Annotated in this window: 19 protein-coding genes and 2 pseudogenes; 13 read left to right on the top strand and 8 right to left on the bottom strand. The window is 69.3% G+C overall.

Annotation, left to right across the window (positions count from 1 at the left end; all coding sequences use genetic code 11):
* From ACIQU4_RS26980 to ACIQU4_RS26965, 4 genes are all read left to right on the top strand, one after another.
* The coding region (locus tag ACIQU4_RS26980) for a WD40 repeat domain-containing protein (protein ID WP_403735658.1) at positions 1–334 on the top strand (334 nt) is incomplete at its 5' end.
* A gap of 505 nt (positions 335–839) precedes the next feature.
* On the top strand, positions 840–1,040 hold the full coding sequence (locus ACIQU4_RS26975; protein WP_403735655.1) for a hypothetical protein: 201 nt from the start codon (positions 840–842) through the stop codon (positions 1,038–1,040).
* A 7-nt stretch (positions 1,041–1,047) separates the two neighbouring features.
* The gene (locus tag ACIQU4_RS26970; RefSeq protein WP_403735653.1) at positions 1,048–3,933 is read left to right on the top strand and encodes a M48 family metalloprotease; all 2,886 of its coding nucleotides are present in this window, start codon (positions 1,048–1,050) and stop codon (positions 3,931–3,933) included.
* 63 nt (positions 3,934–3,996) lie between these two features.
* The gene (locus tag ACIQU4_RS26965) at positions 3,997–4,539 is read left to right on the top strand and encodes a GNAT family N-acetyltransferase (RefSeq protein ID WP_403735648.1); all 543 of its coding nucleotides are present in this window, start codon (positions 3,997–3,999) and stop codon (positions 4,537–4,539) included.
* Here ACIQU4_RS26965 and ACIQU4_RS26960 read toward each other — a convergent pair.
* Positions 4,523–4,957 (bottom strand): transposase, encoded by a 435-nt coding sequence (locus tag ACIQU4_RS26960; RefSeq protein ID WP_403735824.1) that lies wholly within the window; start codon positions 4,955–4,957, stop codon positions 4,523–4,525. The two genes, ACIQU4_RS26965 and ACIQU4_RS26960, sit on opposite strands and share 17 nt — an antisense overlap.
* Positions 4,958–5,012: 55 nt before the next feature.
* Positions 5,013–5,810: a transposase gene (locus ACIQU4_RS26955; RefSeq protein WP_403735645.1), complete on the bottom strand. Its 798-nt coding sequence runs from the start codon at positions 5,808–5,810 to the stop codon at positions 5,013–5,015.
* Between the two features lie 6 nt (positions 5,811–5,816).
* Between ACIQU4_RS26955 and ACIQU4_RS26950 the strand changes: the two genes are divergently transcribed.
* The 4 genes and pseudogenes from ACIQU4_RS26950 to ACIQU4_RS26935 all read left to right on the top strand — a co-directional run bounded on the left by ACIQU4_RS26950 (position 5,817) and on the right by ACIQU4_RS26935 (position 8,588).
* Entirely contained in the window at positions 5,817–5,948 is a 132-nt protein-coding gene (locus tag ACIQU4_RS26950; RefSeq protein WP_403735642.1) for a hypothetical protein, read from the top strand.
* Positions 5,949–6,203: 255 nt separating this feature from the next.
* Positions 6,204–6,558, top strand: a pseudogene (locus tag ACIQU4_RS26945) (transposase); the annotation flags it as partial.
* A pseudogene (locus ACIQU4_RS26940) lies at positions 6,559–7,164 on the top strand (IMP dehydrogenase); the annotation flags it as partial.
* 329 nt (positions 7,165–7,493) lie between these two features.
* Positions 7,494–8,588, top strand: coding sequence for a DUF1152 domain-containing protein (locus ACIQU4_RS26935; RefSeq protein ID WP_403735639.1), 1,095 nt, complete (start codon positions 7,494–7,496; stop codon positions 8,586–8,588).
* Positions 8,589–9,245: 657 nt separating this feature from the next.
* Here the strand turns inward: ACIQU4_RS26935 and ACIQU4_RS26930 are convergent.
* On the bottom strand, positions 9,246–9,797 hold the full coding sequence (locus ACIQU4_RS26930; protein WP_403735636.1) for an RICIN domain-containing protein: 552 nt from the start codon (positions 9,795–9,797) through the stop codon (positions 9,246–9,248).
* A 775-nt stretch (positions 9,798–10,572) separates the two neighbouring features.
* Here ACIQU4_RS26930 and ACIQU4_RS26925 point away from each other — a divergent pair.
* Complete coding sequence (locus tag ACIQU4_RS26925) at positions 10,573–10,701, top strand: DUF6233 domain-containing protein (RefSeq protein ID WP_403735821.1); 129 nt, start codon at positions 10,573–10,575, stop codon at positions 10,699–10,701.
* A gap of 293 nt (positions 10,702–10,994) precedes the next feature.
* Here ACIQU4_RS26925 and ACIQU4_RS26920 read toward each other — a convergent pair whose 3' ends face one another.
* Positions 10,995–11,228 (bottom strand): STAS domain-containing protein, encoded by a 234-nt coding sequence (locus tag ACIQU4_RS26920; protein WP_403735633.1) that lies wholly within the window; start codon positions 11,226–11,228, stop codon positions 10,995–10,997.
* Positions 11,229–11,733: 505 nt separating this feature from the next.
* On the opposite strand from ACIQU4_RS26920, the gene ACIQU4_RS26915 reads away from it, so the two are divergent.
* Entirely contained in the window at positions 11,734–11,955 is a 222-nt protein-coding gene (locus tag ACIQU4_RS26915; protein WP_403735630.1) for a hypothetical protein, read from the top strand.
* A gap of 189 nt (positions 11,956–12,144) precedes the next feature.
* On the opposite strand, the gene ACIQU4_RS26910 is transcribed toward ACIQU4_RS26915, so the two are convergent.
* The 3 genes from ACIQU4_RS26910 to ACIQU4_RS26900 all read right to left on the bottom strand — a co-directional run bounded on the left by ACIQU4_RS26910 (position 12,145) and on the right by ACIQU4_RS26900 (position 15,919).
* Positions 12,145–12,306 carry a hydrophobic protein gene (locus ACIQU4_RS26910; protein ID WP_403735628.1) on the bottom strand — a complete coding sequence of 54 codons (162 nt, stop codon included), beginning with the start codon at positions 12,304–12,306 and terminating at the stop codon, positions 12,145–12,147.
* Positions 12,307–12,425: 119 nt separating this feature from the next.
* A complete protein-coding gene (locus ACIQU4_RS26905) occupies positions 12,426–13,547 on the bottom strand; it encodes an acetate/propionate family kinase (RefSeq protein ID WP_403735625.1) in 1,122 nt (373 codons plus the stop codon).
* On the bottom strand, positions 13,544–15,919 hold the full coding sequence (locus ACIQU4_RS26900) for a phosphoketolase family protein (protein ID WP_403735622.1): 2,376 nt from the start codon (positions 15,917–15,919) through the stop codon (positions 13,544–13,546). Before ACIQU4_RS26900 ends, ACIQU4_RS26905 begins: the two co-directional genes overlap by 4 nt.
* Before the next feature lie 181 nt (positions 15,920–16,100).
* On the opposite strand from ACIQU4_RS26900, the gene ACIQU4_RS26895 reads away from it, so the two are divergent.
* The 3 genes from ACIQU4_RS26895 (at position 16,101) to ACIQU4_RS26885 (ending at position 17,624) form a co-directional block, all read left to right on the top strand.
* Positions 16,101–16,340 (top strand): hypothetical protein, encoded by a 240-nt coding sequence (locus ACIQU4_RS26895; protein WP_403735619.1) that lies wholly within the window; start codon positions 16,101–16,103, stop codon positions 16,338–16,340.
* A gap of 433 nt (positions 16,341–16,773) precedes the next feature.
* Positions 16,774–17,049, top strand: a complete 276-nt coding sequence (locus ACIQU4_RS26890; RefSeq protein ID WP_403735616.1) for a hypothetical protein — start codon at positions 16,774–16,776, stop codon at positions 17,047–17,049.
* 173 nt (positions 17,050–17,222) lie between these two features.
* Positions 17,223–17,624, top strand: coding sequence for a cofilin family protein (locus ACIQU4_RS26885; RefSeq protein WP_403735613.1), 402 nt, complete (start codon positions 17,223–17,225; stop codon positions 17,622–17,624).
* 114 nt (positions 17,625–17,738) lie between these two features.
* Here ACIQU4_RS26885 and ACIQU4_RS26880 read toward each other — a convergent pair whose 3' ends face one another.
* A complete protein-coding gene (locus ACIQU4_RS26880; RefSeq protein WP_403735611.1) occupies positions 17,739–18,188 on the bottom strand; it encodes an SRPBCC family protein in 450 nt (149 codons plus the stop codon).
* Between the last annotated feature and the right edge of the window lie 359 nt (positions 18,189–18,547).

Genomic DNA, 18,547 nt, shown 5'->3' with positions numbered 1-18,547 from the left:
CGGGCGAACTCTGGCCACCGCAGGCGTAGACAGGACGGCGCGGCTTTGGGACGTGGCCACCCAGCGCCAGATCGGTCAGCCGATCACCGGCCACACCGATTCCGTCAACAGCGTGGCGTTCAGCCCGGACGGGCGAACTCTGGCCACCGCAGGCGTAGACAGGACGGCGCGGCTTTGGGACGTGGCCACCCAGCGCCAGATCGGTCAGCCGATCACCGGCCACATGGGAGAGGCCTTCAGTGCAGCGTTCAGCCCAGATGGGCGGACTCTGGCGACGGGAAGCCAAGATAAAATCGTGCGGCTGTGGGATGTCACCGCACTGCTCAGGAAATAGCTAGTTGGACTGCGGTGATGCAGGCCCTCTGGGTCCGACGGTTGTCCGCCAGGGCCTTGCCCGGAGCGGAATCGGTCGGCCAAGGTGGGCACCGATGGCGGATGTTCACTGGGGTAATCCACGAACTGCGACGGGGGACAGCGTGGGCACAGAAGAGGCTTTACCGGGAGCACGCACGGTTACGACACGTGGCATCAGGGTCCGCGACGCGGTCCGCGACGTCGTGGCAGAGGCGGCTCCGGAGGAACTGCCCCTCGTGGAGGGGCTATTCCGGCTCGATGATGCTGCGGTCGTGCGTAGGCTGGGCCGTCGGGGCCAGCGGCGTGAGCCGTTGGGTTTCGGCCTGGGCGAGGTCGTTGCGTTGGTCACCCCAGTGGTGTGGCTGGCAGTGAACCACGCGGCCCAGCAGCTCGTCGGCTCTGCCGTGGACGGCGCCACCACTGGGGCGAAGGCCGTCCTGCATAGGGTCCTCCGCAGGACAGCAGAACCGGTGACTATCCCAGCGTTGACCCGCGAGCAGCTCGCCCAGGTGCGGCAAGGGGTACTGGAGATGGCCGCACAGCGGGGACTGTCGCAGCAGCGCGCGATTGCGGTCGCCGACGCGGTGGTGGCCAGGCTGGCCCTGGCAGCGCCGGAGGAGGGCAGCCAGGAACACGTCGGCATTGAAGACCCGGCCGGCAGCGGCGCCCCAGCGCAGGAGGTGTAAGGCGCCCATGACCACGATCCTTCCTCGATTACGGGTCGACGAACGGGCGATGGGCGCGGGCACGACGGTGCGCTTCGCACTGCTACTGGTTCTGCTGGTGACGAGCAGCGGCGGCATGGTGCTGGAAGTCCTCCGCGGACTCGACGGCACGGACACCGCGGGTTGCCTTCTTGCCTCCGGAGCGGACCTTGCCCACGGCACCGATCTTGCCTGGCTGGTCAGCATTAAGAACCAGCCCGATGCATTTCAGGCGTGCCTGAACCGCCAGATGACGCCGTGGTGGTGGGTGATCGTATGGTCGGGCTTCCTGCTGGCGGGGGCGGCCGTGCTGTTCCGCTGCCTGCCTATCTGGAAGACACGTCACAGCAGGGTCCTGCCGCTGGAGTCGATCGATCGCAACCGGGAGCTGCGGCACCTACTAGAGGGTCTGGCAGTGGTGGCGGGCTTGTCCCGAGTGCCGCGTGTCGTCGTCGATCCAGCGGCGGCTTCGGCCGGTGCGGTAGTGTTCGGCAGCAATCGTCGACCCACAGTATGCCTGTATGGTGGCCTGCTCGCCCGAAGGCCTACCGACCCGGCGGGGTTCCGTGCGGTGGTGCTGCACGAGTTCGCCCATATCCGCAACGGCGACGTCACCCTCACCTACGCCACAGTCTCCGTCTGGCGGGTCTTCATCGCATTGGTGCTCGCACCCTACGTGGCATTCCACATCCACGTCGTATGGGTCGTCTTCGTTTCCTCCAACGATGCCGCCCATTCTTTCAACGGGACGGACCAGTTACCCGGGCTGACCCGCGGCGTCCTGCTCACGGTCTTTGTGACCGCGCTGATCTACCTCGCGCGTTCGGACGTGCTGCGCAGCCGGGAAATTTACGCCGACCTCGCCGCGGTGCGATGGGGTGCGGATCCCCGCGGCTGGGCTGGCACCAGACAGGCGCCGGCCGACAGCAGAGCTACGCGGATCCTGCGGTCCTTCGTCGAGCTGTGGCGTACCCACCCGCGATGGGATCTGCGCCGTGAAGCCATGACCGATCCCGCGGCGCTGTTCGGCTTGCAGCCCCTCCCGATGTTCCTGACCGGGGCCGCCGCCACGCTGATCAACCGCCATGTGGCTTCCTACCTGCAGAAGTCCGACCTGGCTGGCCCCTACGTGTACCAGGTGCTTCCGCTGGTCGCGGCCGCACTGGCCACCGCAGTGAGCGGCATCGCCCTCTGGCGGGCCGTGGCCCATTCCGTGCTGACCTCGCGTCCCGTACCCTCCGGGCTGCGGGCAGGACTCTGGATGGGCATAGGGATGGCCGCCAGCGAACTGGTCGTCGGGGACGTTGGGAGCTCTACGTGGTTTCCCGCCCAACCCGAGGTCCTTCTCCTGGTCGTGTTCGCGGGAGTGGTGTACGCGTGGTGGACCGTACAGAGTGCCCAGCTGTGGATCAGGCTGTGGCGGGGACGGACGATCCGCCCACCACTGCTGTTGGGCTTGGCAGCGTCGAGCCTGGGCCTGGCTTCTTGGTTCGCGTGGTGGCTGGAGCAAGGCTGGGTGTTCACCATCGGCTGGCCGTACAATCTCGACTGGGCACTGCAGACATTGCGTCAGCAGTTCCCCGGACCGGCCACGGCCAACCCTGCCCCTCTGTCCGCGATCGCCGCTGTATTCCCGTTCGTCAGTTTCCTGGTCAGCAGGCCCCTCGTCCTAGCGCCGGTCGCGGCCCTGTGGATTACGACCCTGCTGGCCTGGACGATCCGGCCAGCTGCCGCCACACCCCGCTGGATCCGCAGCGCCCTCCAGGACAACGACACGGAAATTACGGCGGAGGCACCGCCCCGGCTGCGTAAGGTCATGGCGCCGGCCCTGCTGGGCGGGGCTGCGAGCTGGCTCGCCACCGTGCTCGTGATGGCCTACATGCACAGCTGGCAACCACCAGTCGAAGAACGGCGGGGCCTCTACCTACTCGTCTTCTGGGCGCTGTCGCTCTTCGCCCTGGCCATAGCACCAGCGGCCTCCGCCACCATCGCGAGCACCCTGACCAACCGCTACCGGCTGCTCCTAGCACTCGTCGCGGCCGAGACCGCGGTGCTGGTCGGCTTCGGCGGGATGCAAGCCCTCTTCTTCCTGGACGGTTGTATCGAGCCGCTGAACACGCTTGCCTCGTCCTGTCGCGGAGAGCCCGCTCTGACCGGGGGGGACGTTCAGTTTCTCTTGGAGGCCGCCCTCGTTCTCGGCGCGATTACCGCACCTGTCACGGCCGCGGCCGTGTCGGCGGTTCAGGCAGTGCGGCCGCGCAGGGCACGCCGCGCGGATGCCTCACACCCGCCCCGCACATCGCGTCGCAGGTCAGCCGCCCGTCGCCTGGGTGTGGTCGGGTTGTGTGTGGTGGCTGTGGCTATTGCCGCTGTCGGAGAGATATCCAGGGCACCGATGGGCACCTCCGCCGGACAGCCCTTGGGGGCGACGACGGCACAGTTGGCGGCCGTTGACGACTCTCAGGTTTCCGCGCGGTCCAGGGCGGATCAAGTGGGTGCATGGCGCGACCTCGGCGGCGCCACTCTGATGAACCGCTTTACCCACGACGCGGTCCAGATGCTTGATCTCGTATCCAAGTCACAGGGCGAGATACCCCCGGCAGCTCCCGTCGGATCCCTCTGCAGCAGCATCGGCCGGATCGCGCAAGAATCCAACGACTACTTCCGCTTCCCCGACTCCGAGGGGCAATCCCTCTGGCGAACGCTCATCACCCAAGAGGCGCTATTCAGCCAGGAATGCGAACGGGCCCTGAAGGAACAGGACACGGAACTCTTCATTGCAGCCGGGGACGCATTCCTTGCGGCGAAGGATGCCTGCGTGTCGCTCATCCACCGTATTGATACTGTCGTCGGCACTGGTCCCCCGGCCGACTAGGGCGTGTATCGAAAGTGCCTAGTGAAGAGGACGGAGAGCCCAATTGTGATCCAGAATGATTGGATGGTCACGCTTGAGACTCCCCGTTTGATCCTGCGTCGTTGGCGCGAGGAAGACGTTGCGCCCATGGCTGCCGTCAACGCCGACCCCGAGGTCATGCGGTGGATCCGCGACGGCAGCGTCCTTGACGAACAGCAGACACGCGGCCGGGTCCAGGCATGGGAGAGCGAGTGGGAGTCACAGGGCTTCGGCCTGTTCGCCGTGGAGATCCGGTCCACTGGCGAGCTGGCCGGGTTCACCGGCCTTTCGGTGCCCGACTTCTTGCCGGAGGTACTCCCGGCGGTTGAGGTCGGCTGGCGGCTGGGACGTTCATACTGGGGGCAGGGCTTGGCCACCGAGGCCGCTGCGGCCGCTGTACGGTTCGGGTTCGAAGAGCGAGGGCTGGAGCGGATCGTCAGCATCGCACAAGTGGGCAACGACGCCTCCGAACGGATCATGACCAAACTGGGGATGCATCCGGTCCGTGAGACCGTCAATCCCACCGGCGGTCGGCGAGTACGGGTGTTCGAGTTGCCGTCGGATCAGTACGTCACAACCACTCGTTGATGGCTGCGACGAGGACGGTCGCCTCGTAGCGGACCGCGAGTTTGTCGTACCGTGTGGCTACAGCCCGGTGTCTTTTGAGGCGATTGATGCCGCATTCGACCGCGTGCCTTGCCTTGTAGTCTTCGGGGTCGAACTTCGGCGGACGACCGCCGCGTGAGCCGAGCTTCTTGCGGTTGCGGGCCTGGTCGGCCTTGTCCGGGATAGTGCAGCGGATACCGCGACGCCGCAGATAGGCGCGATTCTTCCGGGAGGCGTACGCCTTGTCGGCGCGCACGCGATCGGGTCGTGTGTGTGGCCGGCCCGGCCCGACGCGCGGCACGCGGACCTTTTCCAGGACCGGCTCGAACTGCGAGGAGTCCCCTCGCTGCCCCGCCGCGACCACGATCGACATGGGCTTCTGTCCTTGCTCGGTGGCCAGGTGGAGTTTGGTGGTCAGACCGCCACGCGAGCGTCCAAGGCCGTGATCGTCAGGTTCAGCGACGATGCCGCCCGGCGGTTCCTTTTGCAGATCCCCCTTTTACGCGCCCCGGCCCGGGTGAGCGAGGGTAGTTGCTCCAGGAGGCGTCGGGGATGTTCCGTGCCGGGCGGCGGCTCGTGGCCGCGCCAGCCAGCAGCTCATCCGCGTGATCATCGACCACCGGATCATCGCCTCGCTGGTGGCCGGGAGGGTTTCGTAGTCCCTGGCCAGACGCCTGGAATGCATCAGCCAGCTCAGCGCCCTCTCCACCACCCAACGCCTCGGCAGCACCACGAACCCCCTCCATGCCATCAGTGCGCTTCACGATCTCCAGGGTGAGCGCGAGCTTGTCGCGACACCATCCGATCAGGCCGCCGGTGTAGCCGCCGTCGGCCCAGACCAGGGTGATGTCCCGGTGCAGCAAGCGCAGCCGGGCCAGCAATCCAACGGCCGCCTCGCGGTCTCCGACGTTCGCGGCGGTCACGGCCACGACCAGCAGCAGGCCCAGGCAGTCGGTCACAATGTGCCGCTTCCGCCCGTTGATCAACTTGCCGCCGTCGAAGCCGCGTGAGGCGGCCGGCACGTTCGCGGCGGCTTTCACCGACTGCGCGTCGATGATCCCCGCCGTCGGCTCCACCTCGCGCCCCTCGCGCTCCCGCACCCGGCCGCGCAGCCGGTCATGGAACTCCGCGACCAGCCCGTTCTCGTGCGAGCGGCGGAAGAAGGCATAGCCCCGGGCCCAGCAGGGGAAGGCGGCGGGCATCGCCCGCCAGGAAATCCCGACCGCGACCAGGTAGCGGATCGCGTCCAGCATCTGGCGGTGGCAGTAGCCTTCGGGCTGCCCACCCCGCCCCGGCCGTCCAGCCAGGCCGGCACTGGCAGCAGCAGCGGCACCGTCGCCCACTCCGCTTCCGTCATGTCCGACGGATACCGGCGTGCCCGGTCCGGATGATCGGCCACATTGCCGTACACACGTGCGAGTCAATCGCACGACATGGCGGACGAGTTGAAGTCGACAGGCACAACCGCATCTCAAACGATCATGGAACGAGCGGAGCGAACAGGGTTCCTGATGGGGTGCTCTTCCAGCGGTACGCGCATGAGGGCAGGGCCTCTTGGTAGCTCGGGGATGCGAATCTGACCGAGGAGTACCAGGAGGCCCTGTTGTCACACGTGTATACGGTTGCTGGCGGACGTTGAACCGTTCATGGGGCGGGGTACGTGGAGCTGGATTATTCCGGACGGGTTGTGGGAGATCGCGGAGCCGCTGATCCCGCCGTCGAGGGTGTGGCCGCAGGGCGGCGGGACGCAGGACACGCCTGATGAGACGATGTTCGCCGCGATCATCTACGTGCTGGTCAGCGGCTGTGCCTGGCGATCGCTGCCGCCCTGCTTCGGGATATCGAAGTCGACAGCCCATCGCCGGTTCCTGATCTGGTCGACAGCCGGCGTATGGGGCCGGCTGCACGAGGAGATCCTGCACCGGCACGACGACACCGGCCTGCTCGACCTCTCCCGCGCAGTAATCGACTCCGCACACGTCCAGGCCAAAAAAAGGGGGTGCCGCCGGAGTGCGCGACCTCGTCGCTGCGGGAGCGGACATCGTCAAGGTCGGCGTGGGCCCCGGCGCCATGTGCACCACCAGGATGATGACCGGCGTGGGCCGTCCCCAGTTCTCCGCCATCCTCGAATGCGCCCGGCAGGCCCGCGATCTCGGCAAGCACGTCTGGGCTGACGGCGGCGTCCGTCACCCCCGGGACATCGCGCTCGCTCTGGCAGCCGGAGCCTCCAACGTGATGATCGGTTCCTGGTTCGCGGGAACGCACGAGTCCCCCGGGGACATCCACACGGACACCGACGGCCGCCTGTACAAGGAGAACTTCGGCATGGCCTCCGCCCGCGCCGTCCGCCACCGCACCGCCGAGGATTCCACGTTCGACCAGGTCCGCAAGGCCCTGTTCGACGAGGGCATCTCCACGGCACGGATGTATCTCGACCCCCGGCGTCCCGGTGCGGAGGACATCATCGACGAGATCGTGGCCGGGGTGCGCAGCTCATGCACTTACGCGGGTGCTGCCACCCTCGAGGAGTTCCACGATCGCGCCATCGTCGGCGTCCAGGGTGCGTCCGGCTATGCGGAAGGCATGCCCGTGCACACCAGTTGGTGAGCAGGTGGCCGGTTGACCAAGGGGGCCGGCCCGGCGTCGCCCGGATGCGTAAGAGCTGGACGGGATTCCCGAACTCCGGTGGTAGCCCGGCGGGTTGGCCGGGAGCGCGAAAATCAGTTGGGGGCGCCCTGGTGGGGGCGCTGGCCCTGTAGGGGCCAGGGCAGTGGCAGCCTTGCGCGCCCTCCTCGAGCACGTGTGACAGCGAAGGACCCTGGCGGCGGCAACCGTCGGCTTCGCCCCGTCGCACGAAAGGCGCGTGACATCGGGAAGGCGCAGCCCTTCGCACTCCGGGATGCGGCCCCATCGGAAGACAGACCAAGGGGGAAATCGTGACTCAGCTTCTTATCGCAGCGGGCGGCGGCGGTGACGTTATCGGTACGACTCTGGTGCACGGCGCCCTCAGCGGCGACGAGCCCGCCGTGGTCCTCAGCTACTCCTGGGAACGGCTGGTGGTCGACCCGATTCCCGGACCGCGTTCCGACCGGGACTTCACCGGACTGCGGCCCCTGACCAGGCACCTCTGGGAGATCACCGCCGACAGCGCCCCCATCGCTCCGGCAGGCTCCACCCTGCCGCGGCTTGCCGGAGACCTTCCGATCACCTTGGGGCTGCTCGATCCGTACGGCGGCGTACGGGGTCTGGCCCGCCAGATCGCGGAGGTGGCAGAGCGGTACGCGGTGGACGAGGTCAAGGTGGTGGACATCGGCGGCGACGTCTTCGCCCGTGGCGACGAGCCGACTCTGCTCAGCCCGCTTCCGGACGCTCTGGTCATGGCGGCGTGCGCAACGGCCGGCGTGAACGCCGACCTTTACCTCGCCGGCCCCGGTCTGGACTGTGAAATCCCCGAGCGAGACCTGCTCCCGGACCTGGGCGACGACTCCTTCGCCCTCACCGCGGAAGACACCCGCCTCGTCGACCGCGTCTTCGACTGGCACCCCTCGGAGGCGAGCGCTCTGCTGGCTGCCGCCGCCCTAGGCCTGCGCGGCGGCTGCGTCGTGCGCGACACCGGTCTTCCGGTGGAATTATCGGAGGTCAGCGCACGGGTCTACCGCATCAGCACCGAACGGGTCCTGCACCGCAACCGCCTGGCCCGCGCGCTCCACCTCTCGGGCAACGCCGACCTCGCCGCCGCCGAACGCATCAGCCTCGAGGTCTGCGGTTTCTCCGAGATCCAGCGCGAGCGCGATCGGGCGCTGCTGCGCGAGACGGGCTCCCCCGACGGCTCGGTTGAGCACGCGCTGCGGGGCATCGACTCCTGGCTCGAACGGCTCCAGGAAGAGCACCACGATGCGCGCTACGTCACGTTCCGCGCCGCTGCCGAAGGCCTCGGGCTGACGGGCTCCGCAGCCCACCGCCTGCGTACCCGCCTGATCCAAGAACGTCCCCGCCAGTACGCGGCACCGCTGTTCGCTCTGGCGCCCTGAGCTCACGGACGGTCAGGAGGCTGCGGGGCTGCCGCACCGAGGTCGGGGAACTCCTCCGCACCTCGATTGGGGTCGAGAGAACGAGCGGGGAGTCCTCGTCGTTGGCCATCCAGGGGTCGAACCTCTTCCTGAGTGCCTGTGAACAAACTGATCCACAGCTCTCGGGCGGGCGGGCTGCTTCGCCGATAACTGCACGTAGAGCAGGGCCTCTTGGCAGTCCAGGGGTGACGAAACCGTCCCGGACGGACAAGAGGCCCTGCCGTGTCGTTGTACCCCCTGCCCGCACCTGCCGTCACCCCGTCGGCGGAATCGTCCTGTTCCTGCGTGGCCTGCCGCTGGGGGCACGGGAGGCGGCACCCGGTCCGGCCGCGCCGCTACACCTCGGACACGACCGACGCGGAGTGGCAGATGATCGTGGCGGTGGAGCCGTGGCCGGCCAGGCTGGACGGCAATGGCGGGCGTCCCGAGGAGTACTGCCGTCGGCGCGACGAAGTCCGCAGGTCCACTTCAGGCCGCACCCGCGGCACCGATGACACAGCCCAGAGCAAGGACATCCGCCGGGCCGCAGGCGAACGGTCCGGCGGGCGCTCTGCGGTCATGGCTCCGCCCCCGGCGCGGGCTTTGCACGGCTCGCGCCGGGGGCGAGGGCTGCCAGGGCTACTGCCGGGTGAAGTGCCATTGCTGGGAGGCGGTCGCCGCGTTCGGGTTCGGCAGTTCGCGCAGCGGCGCGTAGTTGTCGTCGCCGTACAGGCCGGTCACGGCCAGGTCCTCGTTCAAGAACGGGGACAGGACCCACCGGGTGGCGTCCTCGCCGGTGTACCGGAGAATCCACCACTGGGACTTGTTCGCGCTGCACGCGGCGAGGTAGACCGAGGCGCCTGCTTCACCGGTTTTGGCGTCGGCGCAGTTCCCGGTCTTGGCGCTCTTCCAGTGGTAGACGCCGGGGCGGCCGCTCACAGGCTCGAACTGGAAGGTGCGCGGGTAGGGATGGTCGGCCCGGTAGTACACCTGCAGGTAGGTGCCGGCATTGTCGGCCCCGTCGTCAGGGATGAGGTAGTTGGTGTGGGCGTGGTTGGTGATCACGACCGGGCCGCTCGGCAGGACAGGGGCCGTAGGGGCGGCGTGAGCGGTACCGGTGAGCGTGAGGGCGGCCACAGCCGCCGCCAGAGCGCCGCGTGTGAGCGTCGTCTGCCAAGACGAGAGAACCATCGGGATTCCTTCCGCACATGATGCTGGTGACAGGACTCGCCGGAATGCCGTGCGAGGGAGCTGCGCTGGGCGCGAACGTGTTCGGTGGGCGTAGGTGGTCGTGACGCTCCGCGGCACCCCGCAGCGCGCAGTCCGCCAAAGGTGCAGCGGCCGGCCGTCGTGGTGAACGCGGGCTTAGGCATGGCGGGTACTCGATCCCTCCAGGGTCAGGCCACCGGCCTGCTCGGCATGGCACCGATGCCGCTCAGCCTGCTGCGGGACGGGAACAGTTGTGGCGTGCGGTCAGATGCGGGGCAGGTGGAGGGACTTGCTGTAGCACTGGCCGGGCCAGATCTTCTGGTCGGGGGCCGGTGCCGGCCAGGCGCAGGTTGTCGAAGCGGATGGAGAGGTCCTGGCCCGGGTTGACCGTGGCGGTCACCGTTTCCATGCACCGGTTCTCATCGCGCTCCCGTCTGTGGGCTCGAAGCGAAGACGGACCGGCTTTCCTCCGCCGTGATCAGACGCACGCCGATCTTGGTGATGTCCGCCATCGCCTCATCCTCTCGTCGCTCATCCGGTCAGGCAGTGCCCGGGAGGGCAGAGCAGCCCGGCGGTGCACATGCACCCCCGCCGACGTCAGCCTCTGCCCCCGGTGAACCGTTCCCCGAACCCAACCATCAAGCACAGACAGTGACTGCCCGGACACTCAACGCAATACTCGGAGCCGTGACGGCGCCCAGTCGCACCCCACGGCGCACACCCGCGCAACACCGGCGCACCGCGTCCATGCCAGGGACTGCCGGGACGCCCGGAAGCGCTGCACGGCCGGCCATCAGCGTGGACGAGGGCGTGGCGGGCGCTGGCCGAGGGCATCCCCGCGTGTCCGCACTGCCGGCCCGACGCCGCTCTCGGGATGCTGGAGTGACCGGCCGACGGCACGGTGGAGGATTGGCTGCTGCGCTGCGCGTGGTCGTGTATCCGCCGGACGCCGAGGGCGGGCGCCGCGTCCGCGTCGACGGCGAGATCCTCGGGCCGCGCCCTCGCCCCCGGCGACCTCCTCGAATTCCTGCGACGGGCCGGCCTGGACCCCGAAGACGTCCGCCTGGACGATCCACTGCAGATCGAATGGCGCGGCGGCGGACAAGGCCGTCTGGAGCCCGGACACCGGCGGAGCGTGAGCACAGCACTACCGGGCCGCCACCCGCACCACCGGGCGGGTCAGAACGGCGGAGCCGGCTCGATGGCGAACAGATCCACGGCGCCGGTGATCTCCAACAGGCGCATGAACTGCTCCCTGGGCGCGGCAAGGTAGAAGATCTGGCCGCTTTCGGCGGCGACGGCGCGCGCGGCCAGGAGGGCATTGAGGCCCGAGGAGTCACAGAAGGACAGGTACTGCAGATCGACCACGAGATCGTGAGGAAGCTGTTCGCCGGACAGAGCCGCGAGGAGCACCTAGCGAAACTCCTCGGCGCGGCCGATGTCCATCTCACCGTACGGCCGCACCACCGCCGTACTGCCATGAACCTCGACATCGATGTCCTCGCTGCCGTCGCTGCCGTCGCCGGGCACGCTCTGTCTCCTCTCGCGGGTCCCGGCCACCGTAGGGCCGGCGACAGGCGGAAACCAGCACGACACCGGCCGGCATCGGCCGCTGTCCGGCGACCGGCGACCGACCGGCGGCCGCCAGCCACAGCTTGGTGTGCTCCGCCGTCGCGCCGCAGACTCGAACTGCGAGGTGTGACCCGAACCAGAGCCGGTGGGTACGGGGCGTCTGCCAGCCGCTGACGGCTGTCACGCCCGTTCCGTCGTGAGGACCCGCGACCCCGCTCCGCCTGATGCCACCAGGTTGCGGCCCGACTACGCCGTGGGTGGCATATGTCGGCAATAGGTGGGTAGCAGGTTAAGTCGTGCAGCCAGCGCGAGGTGCCTCCGAGGGCGCGCTAAAGGGGGTGGACTGATGGCGCAGTCCAAAGTTCCCGACTATGTCACCGGCCGGCACGGCCCTCATTGGACGCACGCGCTGCGGCGTGCCCAGGCGGCCGGGGCCGTGATCCTCACGGACGACACGGGCGAGGCCGTGGTTTATGCGCGGGTGACCAGTGGTCCCGGCAGGTTCAGGCCATGGACGACCGCCGACGGTCGTCGCTACGACAGCCACGATGTCCATCCCGAGTGGTAGCCGCCCGCCACCCTCCGTTTTCTCCGGCGCGGCCAGGCCGGGGCCGCGACAGCGCCCCCGCGTGGCTGGAACTGCGGACCGGCGACGCGTTCGCCGCGGCCATCGGCACGGAAGCGTGGCGTTGGCGCGCCCCCCGACCGGGGTGCGCCAACGCCACGAGCTACGTGAACGAGGCCGGCACCCGTTTCCCTACCAGCGGTACCAGCGTCCGCCACTGCTCTTGGGGCGGGCGACGAAGCCGATCAGCCAGAGCACCAGTACGGCGATTGCGATCCACCAGAGGATCTTCACCGCGAAGCCCGCACCGAAGAGAACCAGGATCAGCAGAAGAACGAGAAGCAGGGGAATCATGATTATCAACCTCCGAGCAGACGTGTGCCCCCACGTTCATCTCTCACGCCCGCGAATCGCGACGAGCACGCGGTCGAGCTGTGGAAGAAGGAGGTGTGGCCGCGGGTAAAGCGTCGGAGTCAGCCCATCCGTTCGGGTCCTCGCTTCCGCAGGCAGGCCCGGGTCTCGCGCGCGATCTGCCGGACTTCCCCGGTGGGGACGACGAGGACGGGAACGGCCGCGCCGGGCCGGCTGGCCAGGGCGGGCTCCTCCGGGTTGTCCGGGATCAGCCCGCCTTCGATGCCGAGCACGGCCAGCCCACGGGCCACGGCTTCGCGTACTTCGGGCTGGTCCTCGCCGATCTCGCCGGTGAAGACGAGGGCGTCGATCCGGTCCAGGGAGGTGGCGACACCGGCCAGGCCTCTGCGGACACCGAGCGTGAACACGTCGAGGGCCAGGGCCGCTTCGGAGTCGCCGTCCGCGCGGGCCCGGACCAGTTCGCGGGTGTCACCGGAGGTTCCGGAGAGGCCCAGGAGCCCCGATTCGCGGGTGAGGACCTCCTCCAGGCGCTCCGGACCTTGCCCCGTCTCCTTCTGCAGCCACAGCAGCATCCCTGGATCGACCGTGCCGCTGCGGCTGCTCATCGGCATGCCCTCCAGAGGCGTGAACCCCATGGTGGTGTCGACACTGCGACCCTCCCGCACGGCGCAGGCCGAACACCCCCCGCCCAGGTGGGTGATGAGCAGCTGGAGGTCCGGCAGCGGGCGCCCGAGCAGCTCGGCGGTACGACGCGCCGCGTAGGCGTAGGACAGCCCGTGGAAGCCGTAGCGTCGCAGGCCGTGGCGGTGGATCCACTCCCGGGGGAGGGCGTAGGTGTGGGCGGGCGCGGGGAGCCCACTGTGGAAGGCAGTGTCGGGGCAGGCGACGTGCGGGACGTCGGGGAGGAGCCGGCGGGCGGCGTCCAGCGCGGCCAGTGCGGGTGGCATGTGGAGCGGGGCGAGGCTCGCCACCGACTCCAGCAGCAGGCGTAGGGAGTCGTCCACGACGGCGGGCTGCCGCAGGTGCGGGCCGCCGTGGACGAGGCGGTGGCCGCAGGCCGAGACGGATGGGCAATCGGCAAGGAACTCCTTCAGCGCGCTCACCGCCCCTTCGCCCTGCGACTCGTGGAAGTCGCGACGGGCCAGGACCCGGTCCGCCGCGTCCAACACGACGAGGTGGAGGCTGGAGGAGCCCGCGTCGAGGACGAGAACCGCTCCGCTCATGCCGGCCACCTCCACCGGGTGATCTCGTCCGGGTCCGTACCGGTGCGGCGCAGCTCCTCGCGCAGCCGGTCGCGGCGGTGCGCGTATTCCTCGGCCAGTGCCCCGGCCCCGGGGTGCCGGTCCCCCAGGTACGTCAGGGCGGTGACGGCCAGGTCGTGCCGGGAGGTTCCGTTGAGGGCGAGCAGATCGTACGGCGTGGTCGTGGTGCCCTCCTCCACATATCCGCGGACGTGGAACCGGCCGGGGCCCGGCCGGCCGTGGAGCAGCTGGTGCACGGCGGACGGGTACCCGTGGAAGTCGAAGACGACGGGGGTGTCGTCACCGAAGAGCGCGCGGAACTTGTCGTCCGACATCCCGTGGGGGTGCCGGTCCGGCGGGGCCAGTGCGCAGAGGTCGACCACGTTCACTAAGCGAATCCTGGCCTCGGGCAGATCGCGGCGCAGCATGTCCGCGGCGGCGAGCGACTCGACGGTGGGGATCCCGCCGGCGCACGCGAGGACAACGTCCGGGTCTTCGCCTGCGTGGGTGCTCGCCCAGGGCCAGGCGGAGGCGCCGGCGCGGCAGTGGGCGCGGGCGGCGTCGAGGTCGAGCCACTGGGCGGCGTCGTGTTTGCCCGCAACGACGATGTTGACCTTCCCCGTCTCGTCCAGCAGCTCTTCCATGGTGACGAGGAGGGTGTTCGCGTCGGGCGGCACGTAGACGCCGGTGACGCTGCTCTTCCTGTTCAGCATGTTGCTGATGAACCCCGGTCCCTGGTGGCTGTATCCGTTGTGCTCCTGACGCCATCCCTCGCTGCTGAGGAGGTAGGTGAGGCTGCTGGCCGGGGCGCGCCAGGGGACTTCGCGCGACATCTTCAGCCACTTCGCGTGCTGGTTGACCATGCTGTCCACGATGGAGGCGAAGGCTTCGTAGGTGGGGAAAAGGCCGTGCCGTCCGGTCAGCAGGTATCCCTGGAGCCAGCCTTGGCAGTTGTGTTCGGACAGCATCTCCATGACCCGGCCGTCCCGGGTCAGGTCCTCGGAGTACTCCTCGACCGGCCAGACGTAGGCACGGCCGCTGGCCGCCAGGACTGCGTCGAGTTTGTTCGAGGCCAGTTCGTCGGGGGACACGATGCGGAAGTCGCGGTTGGCTGCGCTGCTCAGCATCAGTTCGGCGAGCCAGTCGGCGAGGACGCGGGTGGGACTCGCGGTGGCGCTCCCCGGCCCCTTGGCCACGTCCACGGCATGGGGAAGGAGCGGCGGCAGCACGAGGGGCCGGCGCAGACGTCCGCCGTTGGCGGCGGGCTGGGCCCCGATCCGGGCGGCGTCCGCCGGGACCGAGGCGAGGACGTCCGGCACGGGACGCCCGTCTGCGTCGAACAGCTCCTCGGGCCGGTAGGAGCGGAGCCAGCCCTCTAGGGCCCGCAACTGCTCCGGGTCGTCGTGGACGTCGGGAAGCGGCACCTGGTGCGCGTGGAAGGTTCCCTCGATCGCCTTGCCCTCGACCTCCGCGGGCGCTCCCTGCCCCTTGAGGCTGCGCAGCACGATCACGGGCCAGGCCGGGCGGACCGGCTTGTCGCCCGATCGGGCGCGGCCCTGGAGGTCGCGGATCACGGTGTGCGCGTCGAGGACCGCCGCACCGAGGGGGTCGCCGGGCGGATCCCCGGTGACGTCCACGATTCGCGGATCCCAGCCGTAGCCGCGGAACAGCGCCGTCAGCTCCTCGTCCGACATCGTCGCGAACACCGTCGGCGAGGAGATCTTGAAACCGTTGAGGTGGAGGAACGGCAGGACCGCTCCCCCGGTCACCGGGTCGAGGTACTTGGTGGAGTGCCAGGCGCCTGCCGTCGGGCCGGTCTCCGCCTCGCCGTCGCCGACGATGCAGGCGACGATCCGGTCGGGCGCGTCCAGGGCGGCGCCGAAGGCCGTTGCGAGGGCGTAGCCGAGTTCGCCGCCCTCGTGCATCGTGCCGGGTACCGACGGGGAGAGGTGGCTGGGGAAGCCGTCCGGCGCGCAGTAGCGGCGTGCCAGCTCGCGCAGCCCCGCACCGGTCCTGGCGAGGGCGGGGTCGTGGTCCTCGTGGGTGCCTTCGAGCCAGAGGTTGGCGTGCAGGGCCGGGGCGCCGTGCCCGGGCCCGGTCACCAGGAGGACGTCGGCGCCGCGTTCGCGGACCAGGGTGTTGAGGGCGGTGTGAACCATGGTGATGCCGGGGCAGGTACCCCAGTGGCCCAGGAGCCGGGCCTTGAGGTGTTCGGAGCGCAGGGGCTCGGTCAGCAGGACGTTGTCCCGAAGGAAGATGAGGGCCGCGGCCACGTAGTCCGCGGCCCGCCGATAGGTGTGCTGGTCCGGCTGTCCGGGCTGCTGGATGAACTGGGTCGCGGGACTGCTCCGCATCGTCGGGGCACACATGGCACTGCCTGTGCGCCTGCCCCCGGCTGCCCGTCCGAACCGAACGGCTCCCCGGAGAGCGGACTCATATCACCTCAACGGCGGATCCGGCCCGTCAGGCGAAGGCGTCCGCGGCGGACACGGCGAGGGTGAGCTCCAGCCAGCGGTGTTCACCAGAAGCTGCTCCATGCCCACCCTCATCCGTCTCTTCGGCACCGCCACCGGCCGCTTGCTCCACGCCCACGCCAACAGTCAGGACCTGCGCACCGTCCAGCCCCAGCCGATCGCGAAATCCATGAGCGCCGAGCGGACCTTCAACCATGACGTCCTCGACCGCGCCGAGCACCGCAAGACCCTGCTGGACCTGACCGAAGAGCTTGGCGCAAAGGCTCCGCGACGAGCAGCGAGCCGTTGGAAACCTCCCTGACCATCACCCGCCGAAAGGCCTTCACCAGTGAGCACACCCCAGCCGTCCAGGAGACCGCCCGCACTGAGCTGCGCCCCCTCCCAGATCGGCCCCTGCGCGAAGTGCCGCCAACCCTGCTGCCGCTACGGCGTCGGCGCGAACTCCGTATGCCACGCGTGCCGCACTCAGCTGCGGGAGGCCGAGCAGAAGCCGGCCCACTCCGGGGACTGATCTCACGGAGCTTTCTGGCCAGCTCCGGCGTCTGCCAAGGCGATCGGGACGATGTTCGAGAGGCTCAGGGAGCGGGCCGGGTTGGGTCGGTCAGGCCAGGTCCGGCGGCTTGCGGCCGCCTGGGTGACCTCCGCCCGGCCCACGGCCCTGTACCGCCGCACTCCGCGCACACCGGCGCGAGGATGCACGGGCCGGTTCCCCATCCTCGTGGCTGGAGTTTTCCGTGCTCGAACGCAAGCAGCTCAAGGGCCGTACACAGGTCACCTCCGTCCACCCCGAAGACACCCCGGACGGGCCGGTCAGCGTCATCGGAGACTTCAGCCACTGGAACCCCGCCGCACACCCCCTGGAGCCGCGCGGCGACGGTACTCGCGCCGCAACCGTCGCCCTTCCCGCCGACAGCGCTCATTCCTTCCGCTACCTCGCGGCCGGCGACCACTGGTTCGATGACGAACACGCGGACAGCCACGACGGCACCAACAGCCGCCGCCACACCTGACCACCGGCCTGCCGGAACCGCCCGGCCCGGTGCAGTCGCGCGCACTGCTCGTCGAACCAGGAGTCACCGGCGGCGGGCCGCGGAAGGAGTACGTCTTCTCAGCCGGCAGGGTCACGGTGGCGGCGCCCATGCCACCGTGGTCCCAGGTCGTGACCAGCAAGGAGGTGAGGCCCGTGAGCAGCCCGGTCAGCCTTTCGGAGGGCTCTCTTGCCGCTCTGCATCGCCTGAGGGAGAAGCGGGAGATCAACAGCGTGATCCTTTGCTACGTAGACGCCCCGGGCGTCCTCGTTCCGGAGGTCGAGGGGAACCTGACGCATGACGAGCTGGTGCAGGCCCTGCCCGCGGACGAGCCGCGGCTGGCCGTCCACGAGTTGTCCTTCGCCAGCCCGGAGGGCATGCGAAGGAACGAGCAGCTGCTGATCTTCTGGATGCCACCGGGGGCAGGCGAGCAGGAGGAGACGTACACGGCCGGGTACAGCGCCCTGAAGGAGTACCTCGCCGACGTCCATGTTTACCTCACCGCCCGGCGGGCCGACCAGCTCGACTACCGAAGGCTCGTCGCCCTGGCCGGCTGAGGCCTCTGGGACCGGAAGCTCAGCGCACCTGCGGCCGCCGCGCGTGATCTGCGCGGCGGCCGCCCAGCCTTGCCACGGGCGAACCGGCCTGCAGGCGGGTTCGGCGAGTGCTGCTCAGACCTGGCCTCGCCACTGTCCGGTGGCCGAGCCACGGTCTTCGATGAAGTGCTTGAAGCGCTTCAGATCACCCTTGACCTGCCGGTCGACGAAGCCGAGCTTGTCGCCGATGTTCTCCGCCATCCCCTCGGGGTCGAAGTCCATCATCAGCGTGACCTGCGTATGGGTGGGATCGATGGGTTGGAAGGTCACCAGGCCGGACTGGTCGCTCTCGCCTCCGACGGTCACCCACGCCACCTTGGTATCCGGGATCTGCTCCGTGATCTCCGCATCGAACTCCCGCTCGACACCGCTGATCTTCGTCACCCAGTGCGTGAGCGTGTCCGTGCGCTGCTCGATCCGCTCCACCCCATCCATGAACTCCGGGAACGACTCGAACTGAGTCCACTGGTCATACGCCATACGGACCGGAACGTTGACCTCGATGGACTCCTTGACCTGTGACATGACCTGTCTCCTTTGACCTGGCGCGGTGAAGCGGGAACCGGACGGTCTCGGGCCTGTCCGGCTCCCGCAGTGGCACCTCCATCCGTGCCCACTCACCGCGCGCCTGCCCCGGCAACCAGAAAGCGACTCCCCGAACGAGCCCACTTCCCAGACCAGGCAGACCCCAGCAGTCGCGGCCCGGGCGAAACCCTGGGGCGCAGTAGGGGGCTGAAAGCCGTGTCCGTGCTGCCGCCCGACCTCCTCCTGGGGGGGGGGGGGGGGGGCGGGGGGGCGGGCGGGGGGCGGGGGGCGCGGCGGGGGGGGGGGGCCGGCGGGGGCCCGGCCCGCGCCCCGCGCCGGGCCCGCGCCGCCGCCCCCCC

It is taken from the genome of Streptomyces sp. NPDC090741 (genome assembly GCF_044769045.1).
Taxonomy (GTDB): Bacteria; Actinomycetota; Actinomycetes; order Streptomycetales; family Streptomycetaceae; genus Streptomyces.
This window is presented reverse-complemented; position numbering and strand designations above follow the sequence as displayed.